The organism is Pseudomonas sp. SDO5532_S415 (assembly GCF_054071155.1).
Map to the genome: position 1 here is coordinate 1 of NZ_JBSVWS010000224.1, position 7,533 is coordinate 7,533.

At 62.1% G+C, this 7,533-nt stretch carries 7 protein-coding genes; 6 read left to right on the forward strand and 1 reads right to left on the reverse strand.

All coding sequences use genetic code 11. The features are described 5' to 3' along the window. Positions 1-169 precede the first annotated feature (169 nt). Positions 170-1,396, forward strand: coding sequence for a YbfB/YjiJ family MFS transporter (locus ACW9HW_RS27540; RefSeq protein ID WP_457402456.1), 1,227 nt, complete (start codon positions 170-172; stop codon positions 1,394-1,396). Beyond that, positions 1,393-2,628 carry an MFS transporter gene (locus tag ACW9HW_RS27545; protein WP_457402458.1) on the forward strand — a complete coding sequence of 412 codons (1,236 nt, stop codon included), beginning with the start codon at positions 1,393-1,395 and terminating at the stop codon, positions 2,626-2,628. The genes ACW9HW_RS27540 and ACW9HW_RS27545 overlap by 4 nt, the downstream gene beginning before the upstream one ends. Here ACW9HW_RS27545 and ACW9HW_RS27550 read toward each other — a convergent pair. Then, positions 2,612-3,511, reverse strand: a complete 900-nt coding sequence (locus ACW9HW_RS27550) for a LysR substrate-binding domain-containing protein (RefSeq protein ID WP_457402460.1) — start codon at positions 3,509-3,511, stop codon at positions 2,612-2,614. The two genes, ACW9HW_RS27545 and ACW9HW_RS27550, sit on opposite strands and share 17 nt — an antisense overlap. A gap of 250 nt (positions 3,512-3,761) precedes the next feature. Between ACW9HW_RS27550 and ACW9HW_RS27555 the strand changes: the two genes are divergently transcribed. The 4 genes from ACW9HW_RS27555 to ACW9HW_RS27570 are packed head-to-tail and all read left to right on the forward strand — an operon-like array spanning position 3,762 to position 7,372. After that, positions 3,762-4,076 (forward strand): DUF485 domain-containing protein, encoded by a 315-nt coding sequence (locus tag ACW9HW_RS27555; protein WP_095193685.1) that lies wholly within the window; start codon positions 3,762-3,764, stop codon positions 4,074-4,076. Beyond that, positions 4,073-5,746 (forward strand): cation acetate symporter, encoded by a 1,674-nt coding sequence (locus ACW9HW_RS27560; protein ID WP_457402462.1) that lies wholly within the window; start codon positions 4,073-4,075, stop codon positions 5,744-5,746. The genes ACW9HW_RS27555 and ACW9HW_RS27560 overlap by 4 nt, the downstream gene beginning before the upstream one ends. Positions 5,747-5,800: 54 nt before the next feature. After that, positions 5,801-6,355, forward strand: coding sequence for a cytochrome b (locus ACW9HW_RS27565; RefSeq protein ID WP_095193687.1), 555 nt, complete (start codon positions 5,801-5,803; stop codon positions 6,353-6,355). Positions 6,356-6,358: 3 nt separating this feature from the next. Further along, on the forward strand, positions 6,359-7,372 hold the full coding sequence (locus ACW9HW_RS27570) for an NAD(P)H-dependent flavin oxidoreductase (RefSeq protein ID WP_095193688.1): 1,014 nt from the start codon (positions 6,359-6,361) through the stop codon (positions 7,370-7,372). Positions 7,373-7,533: the final 161 nt, after the last annotated feature.

Consider the following 7,533-nt stretch of genomic DNA (forward strand, 5'->3'; position numbering starts at 1 on the left):
ATCCTCCACAGTCTCTGTGGTAGGACTGCCGTCTTCGCGAGCAGGCTCGCTCCCACATTGGATTGGGGTACGCATATCTTTTTTACAGATAGCACTTGCCTGTTTAATTCGTTTCTTGAGATATCGCCTTCGCGCGTAGAGTCAGCCCGACTGAAGAATGGAAGGGCCGATGATGAACAGCGTGAAGCCAGCAATCCCCGCCACCGCGCTACAACCCGCCAACCCATGGCGCGGCACCGTGGCCGGTTTTTCGGCAAGTCTTGTAGGCATCGGCCTGGCGCGATTTGCCTATACACCGCTGTTACCGGCGATTGTCAGCGCTCATTGGTTTGACGCTTCCAGGGCGGCCTACCTCGGCGCGGCCAACCTGGCGGGGTATCTGGCCGGGGCGCTTTTCGGGCGTTCGCTGGCGGGCAAAACCTCAACGCGGTTCATCCTCAGGGCCATGATGCTGCTGGCCAGCATCGCTTTTTTCGCCTGCGCTTTTCCCGTCTCCTTCGCCTGGTTTTTCGCCTGGCGATTTCTCTCGGGCGTAGCCGGCGGGGCGCTGATGGTATTGGCCGCGCCGACGGTACTCGCCCATGTACCAGCGTCTCGCCGAGGGCTGGCGGGCGGGGTGATTTTCATGGGAGTCGGGGTAGGGATTGCGGCGTCCGGCACCCTGGTGCCGTTGCTGCTGCAACAGGGGCTGGCGCAAACCTGGCTGGGGCTGGGGGTGATTGCGCTGTTGCTGACCGCGATTGCGTGGCGCGGATGGCCGAGCGAAAACACCCAGGCGTCCAGCACCGCCCATCACCGCCGCCCACCTCCCAATGGCACCCTCAAGGCACTGTATGTCGAGTACGCGCTCAACGCCGCCGGCTGGGTGCCGCACATGATTTTCCTGGTGGATTTCGTCGCCCGGGGCCTGGGCCAGGGCCTGCAAGCCGGCGCGCAGTACTGGGTGCTGTTCGGCATCGGCGCCACCGTCGGGCCGCTGCTGGCGGGCGTGTTGGCAGACCGGGTCGGCTTCGGTCGTGCGTTGCGGGTGTCGTTCATCATCGAGGCCATCAGTGTCGCGGTGCCGGCCTTCGGGCTCGGCAGCGTGTGGCTGATGGCGTCCAGCGTGATCGTCGGCGCCTTTGTCACCGGCACCGTGCCGCTGGTACTGGGGCGGATACAGGAAATTCTCCCCCGGCATCCGGCGCAACAGAGCTCGGCCTGGCAGACCGCCACGGTGGGGTTCGCCTTGTTCCAGGCAGTCGCCGCCTATGGCCTGTCGTTCTTGTTTTCGTACAGCGGTGGCAATTACAGCCTGCTGTTCCTGATTGGAACCGCAGCCATGCTGATTGCCTTTGTCATTGATGCAGTGGCGGCGCTGCGCGGTGCCCAGCCAGCGGAGCACTTGTCCTCGTGAACTATGCCGATCGCAACCTTTCTTACTGGCGTCGCAACCTGGCCGTCTGTGTGTTCGGTTCGTTCACCACGCTGGTGAGCCTGAGCATGCTGTTGCCGTTCCTGCCGCTGTATGTGCAACAACTGGGCGTCACCGCTCAGGCCGATGTGGTGCAGTGGTCGGCCGTGGCTTTCGGTGCGACGTTTTTCGGCACGGCGATTACTGCGCCGCTGTGGGGGCGGCTGGCCGATCGGTATGGTCGCAAACCGATGCTGGTCCGCGCCGCTATCGGCATGGCGATTGTGATGTCGCTGATCGGGCTGGCGCGCGACGTCACCGATCTGGTGGTGCTGCGCCTGGTCGCCGGGTTGATTGGTGGATACGCGTCTGCGTCCATTGTGATGATCGGCTCCCAGGTCCCGCGAGAGAAAGCGGGTTGGGCGCTGGGCGTGCTATCGACCGGGGCCTTGTCCGGCAATCTGATCGGGCCGCTGGTCGGTGGATTTTTGCCGCAACTGGTGGGTATTCGCGGAACCTTTTTTGTCGGTGGCGCAATGATCGCGGTGGCGGCGATTACCACCATCGTGCTGATCCGCGAGGATTTCCAGCGAGGTACGGATAGCGCGCGGCGCGACAAGAAAAATCAGGGCGAGGGTGCCGGTTCCCGCTGGCCGGTCATCGCCGCGCTGCTGATGACAGCGATGATGGTGCTGCTGGCCAACATGTCGATCGAGCCGATCATCACCGTCTACATCGGTCACTTGGGCGTGGCTTTTGACGATCAGGCGCGAATCGCCGGCGTGGTCATGGCCTGTTCGGCGCTGGGCAGTATTTTGACCGCCGCCAGGCTGGGGGCGCTGGCCGACCGCGTCGGCGGCTGGAACGTGATCATCGGTTGCCTGGTGTTGACCGGTATCGTCATGGTGCCCCAGGCCTTCGTCACGCAGTGGTGGCAACTGGCGGTGTTGCGCGGCCTGATGGGCATGACCATCGCCGGGTTGCTGCCGGCGATTGCCAAGCTGATCCGCCAGTCGGTGGAAGAGCACAGCACTGGAAAAATTCTCGGCTATCTGCAATCGGCGCAGTTTTCCGGGCAGGTGATCGGGCCGCTGATCGGTGGGCAGATCGGCGCGCATTTCGGTTTGCACCCTGTGTTCCTGGTGACCGGCGCGCTGCTGGTGCTGTGTGCCGGTATCAACGGCTGGGTGAAAAGTCGGTTTTACCAGGTGACGGCCGCTACAGTGCCACGGTAGCGGGGGGCAGGGCAGGGACGGCATCCATGCGCACGCTGTGCAGAAAAGTGGCCAGCGCGCTGGAGAAGTAACCGTCGATGCGCCGCACGAACACGGTCTGCACTTCTGCCAGGTCCGGCGGCAGATCATGCACCGCCACCAGTCCCTCGCGGGCGGCATTGGCCACGACACCCCGGGGCAACAGCGTGACCCCGACTCCCGCCGAAGCGCAGGCAATGATGGCTTCGATCGAGCCGAATTCCAGCGGTTCGGGCGCCAGCACACCGAGGCTGGTCAGCAGCGTATCCAGACGTTGGCGATAGGAACAGCCGATGCGAAACACCACGGTCTTGAGGTTCTCGACGTCGGCGACATCGTCCAGGCTGTGCAGGGCAGGTGAGGTCACCAGCACCAGCTCTTCGCGAAAGGCTTCTTCGCTGTGCAGTTCCGGGTGGTTGACCGGTCCTGCGACGAACGCGCCTTCGAGCTTACAGTCGATGACGCCCTGAATCAGGCTGCAGGTGGTGCCGGTGCGTACCACCGGGCGAACCTCGGGGTAAGCCTTGGCGAACTGCGCGATCAGGTGAGGCAGACGCAGGGCCAGGGTGGTTTCCAGCGTGCCGATTTCCAGCACGCCTTTGGGATGGCCGTCATCCCGGGCGGCACTCGAGGCATCGAGCAGCAGTTTCGAAAGCCGCGCGGCGAAAGGCAGGATGCGCCGCCCCGCGGGCGTCACTTGCACACCTTTGGCGCTGCGTTGAAACAGCGCCACGCCGAGCTCGTCTTCCAGCGAGCGAATCCGCGCCGAAACGTTCGACTGCACGGTGTTCAGCTCGCTGGCGGCCTTGTTCATGCTGCCGTGGCGCGCGACCGCATCCACCACCTTGAGATCCGCTACATCCATCGAACTCACCTATCTCATAAAATAATAACTGATGATGAATCTACGGCTTATTCGAGATTGCTGAAAGGGAAATTTGATGAATATCAGGTTCACCAAAAACGATCAGCTGAATCACAAATGATCATTTTACATGATTGCATGCCGGGCATAGGTTGAAGGGGCAACAGATACCGCAGCCAGTGGCGGATCGAGTCTTCGAGTCTGAGGCTGTGGAACAACAATAACGTAACCACTGCAACACGGAGTCAACGTGAACCATGCAACCGAATCAGCCAGAATTCGCAATCATCCCCGTTACAAGGAACTGGTCTCGCGGCAGCGACGATTTGTCGCCGGCCTTACCGCCGCCACCCTTGTCCCGTACTTCACGTTCATCCTCGTCGCCGCTTTCGCCCCCCACCTGCTAGCGACGAAGCTTTGCGCCACCAGCATCATCAACATCGGCTGGCCGCTGGGCCTGGTGTTTATCGTCGGCGCCTGGTTGTTCACCGGGCTCTACATCCTGCGTGCCAACGGCGAGTTCGATGCCCTGACCGCGCAAATCCGTGCGGGGGCCATCGTATGAAACGCATTCTGCAAAACCTCATTCTTCCTGTCCTGCTGAGCACATTCGCGGCGCGCGCCATGGCCGGCGACGTGTTGCAGAGCGTCGAAAAACAACCGATCAACATCACCGCGATCAGCATGTTCCTGGTCTTTGTCGTGACGACCCTGGGCATCACGTACTGGGCCGCCTCCAAGACCAAATCCATGGACGATTTCTACAATGCCGGCGGCGGTATCACCGGCTTCCAGAACGGTCTGGCACTGGCCGGTGACTACATGTCGGCGGCGGCGTTGCTGGGGGTCACCAGCATGATCTTCTTCAACGGTTTCGATGGCGTGCTGTACTCGATCAGCTTCTTCGTCGCCTGGCCGTTGCTGTTGTTCCTGTTCGCCGAGCGCATCCGCAACCTGGGGCGCATCACCATCTCGGACATTGCGTCTTTCCGCCTCGATCAAAACCGCATCCGCACCATGACCGCCTTCGGCTCGCTGACGGTGGTGTGTTTTTATCTGGTGGTGCAGATGGTCGGCGCCGGGCAGTTGATCCAGTTGTTGTTCGGCCTGCCTTACAACTACGCGGTGATCGCCGTGGGTCTGTTGATGGCGGTCTACGTGACCTTTGGCGGCATGGTCGCCACCACCTGGGTGCAGATCATCAAGGCCGGGTTGCTGCTGTTGGGCGGGACCTTGCTGGCGTTTCTGGCGCTGAGCAAGTTCGGCTTTTCCTTCGATCTGTTGTTCGAGCAGGCGGTGGCCGCGCACCACGACGGCGAGCGGATTCTGCTGCCGAGCAAACTGGTGGCCGATCCGCTGTCGCTGATCTCGTTGTCACTCGGGCTGGTGTTCGGCACGGCGGGATTGCCGCACATCCTCATGCGTTTCTTCACCGTGCCGGACGCCAGGCAGGCGCGCAAATCGGTGTTCATCGCCACAGGCTTCATCGGCTTTTTCTACCTGATCGTCGCCGTGCTGGGACTGGCCGCCATCGTCATCGTCGGGCAAGACCCTGCCTTCTACGAGTCCGGCAATCTGGCCGGCAAGCTGATCGGCGGCGGCAACATGCCGGTGATGCACCTGGCCAAAGCCGTGGGCGGCGATCTGTTACTCGGCTTCATCTCCGCCGTGGCGTTCGCGACGATTCTGGCGGTGGTGTCCGGGCTGACCATGGCCGGCACTTCGGCGATCTCCCATGACCTGTATGTAATGGTGGTCAAGAAGGGCAAGGCCGATGCCAAAGATGAGCGTCGTGTCTCGCGCATGGCGTCGGTGGGCATCGGCATCGTCGCGGTGGTGCTGGGCATTCTGTTCAAGGATCAGAACATCGCCTTTCTGGTGGCGCTCACTTTTGGTGTCGCAGCGTCGGTCAACTTCCCGATCCTCGTGCTCTCGATGTACTGGAAGGGCCTGACCACCCGCGGCGCGTTGATGGGCGGTGTCACCGGTCTGATCAGCGCGGTCGGCCTGGTCATTCTCTCACCGGCGGTTTGGGTCAAGGTGCTGGGCAATGCCGAGGCGATCTTCCCCTATGACTACCCGGCGATCATCTCGATGAACGTGGCGTTCTTCTTCACCTGGCTGGGCTCGGTGACTGATCGCAGCCACGGGGCAGGGCTTGAGCGCGAGCGTTTCGACGACCAGTTGATCCGCGCCCAGACCGGGCTCGGCGCCGCGCAGGCCGTCAATCACTGAGACCTTCGTGTCCTTCCATTTCCTGATGTGCGCATTCTGCCAAAGGAGACAGCCATGCAACTAAGAGACAATGGCCTGAGATTTTCACCGATCACCGTCGCACTGCACTGGGTCGTGGCGTTTTCGCTGCTGGGGATTTTCGCCCTGCAAGTGCTGATCGACTATGCGTCCAGCGCGGCACTGCAACAGGAACTCGGCAGGGTGCAAAACCTGCTGGGGCTGATGCTGTTTCTCGTCTCGACGTATCGGTTCTGGGCGCGGATCACCTCTTACCATCCGCTGCCGGTGGGCACACCCAACCCCATCGAAGTGATCATCAGCCGCTCGGTGGCGGTGTCGCTGGCCCTGGCGATGGTGCTGCTGCCCATCGCGGTGTGGGCCTCACGCTCGGCGGCGGGCGAGGTGCTGGAACTGCCCGGCGGCTTGTGGATTCCGAGCGTGCTGCCAGCCAACGATGCGTTGAAGCATGTGGTCGATGTGCTGTTCAACATCGGTGCCTCGGCGTTCCTCGCCGGTCTGGCGCTGCACATCTTCGGCGCGGTCAAGAATCACTTTCTCCTGAAGAACAACACGCTCAAGCGGATGCTTGGCAAACATGTGGAGCTGTGAGTCATGAGCGAATTCGATTTTGCCGGTAACGCCATTACCCGGCTCTGCGGTGTGAAGTACCCGATTTTTCTCGGCGGCATGGCGGCCATTTCCGGCCCGCAACTGGTCGGGGCCGTGGCCAATGCCGGGGGCATGGGGGTCATCGGTGGCCTGCGCCTGCCACCCCTGGCCTTGCGCCGCTGGATCCAGGAAACCCGCGCACTCACCGACAAGCCCTTTGGTGTAAACCTGGTGCCGCAGTTCGGCGGCCCGGATGTGTTCGAGGCGCAGTTCCAGGTAATCCTCAAGGAAAAGCCCAAACTGCTGTCGTTGTTTTATGCCGAGAAATACTCCGCCGACATGATCCCCCGGGCGAAAGATGCCGGGCTGGTGGTGATGGTGCAGGCGGGGTCGGTGGAGTTGGCGCACATCGCCATCGAGCAAGGCGCGGACATCATCATCGCCCAGGGCAGTGAAAGCGGCGGTCACCTCAATCGCGGCACCATCGGCATCATGCCATTGCTGACTTCGATCCTCAGCGTTTGTGAGGGCCGGCCGGTGTTGGCGGCCGGGGGCATCACCCACGGTGACGATGTGCGGGCATTGATGTCGCTGGGTGCATCCGGCGTGGTGGTGGGCACGGCGTTCATTGCCACCGATGAGTCGAATGCCCATCCGCTGTACAAGCAGAAGATCGTCGAAGCGACCACCGATGACACCGAGTACCGCACCGGCTATTCGTTCGGCTGGACCTACGGCACACCGCATCGGGTGATCCCCAACCGGGACAAGTGGAACCTGCTGCGCTTCATCGGCGGCGGTGCGCGGGCGATCGACAAGCCGCGGATGGCTGAAAAGCTGTCGCTGTATGCGGGGCAAGGGGTGGGCAAGATTCACAGCGTCGTGCCGGCGGCCGAGCGGGTGGCGGAGCTGGCGCGTGGCCTTAAGACCGAACCGGACCGGCAAAGTAGCGTCACTGACTACGCCGCAACAGGGCGTTTGCTCAATGAGCAGAGAAGGACACTCGGCTGGCAGTGATCCGGATTTTCTGTGGGAGCGAGCCCTGCTCGCGAAGACGGCAGCACATTCAGCATCAATGTCGACTGACCCGACGCTTTCGCGAGCAGGCTCGCTCCCACAGGGGTTATATGTCGAAGCCGAAATCCGGCTACACACCCAATCCTCTGTGGGAGCGAGCC

Coding starts and splice junctions, on each gene's coding strand:
- ACW9HW_RS27560 (WP_457402462.1), top strand. CDS start 4,073: ATGAAACGCATTCTGCAAAACCTCATTCTTCCTGTCCTGCTGAGCACA.
- ACW9HW_RS27570 (WP_095193688.1), top strand. CDS start 6,359: ATGAGCGAATTCGATTTTGCCGGTAACGCCATTACCCGGCTCTGCGGT.
- ACW9HW_RS27550 (WP_457402460.1), bottom strand. CDS start 3,511: ATGGATGTAGCGGATCTCAAGGTGGTGGATGCGGTCGCGCGCCACGGC.
- ACW9HW_RS27540 (WP_457402456.1), top strand. CDS start 170: ATGATGAACAGCGTGAAGCCAGCAATCCCCGCCACCGCGCTACAACCC.
- ACW9HW_RS27565 (WP_095193687.1), top strand. CDS start 5,801: ATGCAACTAAGAGACAATGGCCTGAGATTTTCACCGATCACCGTCGCA.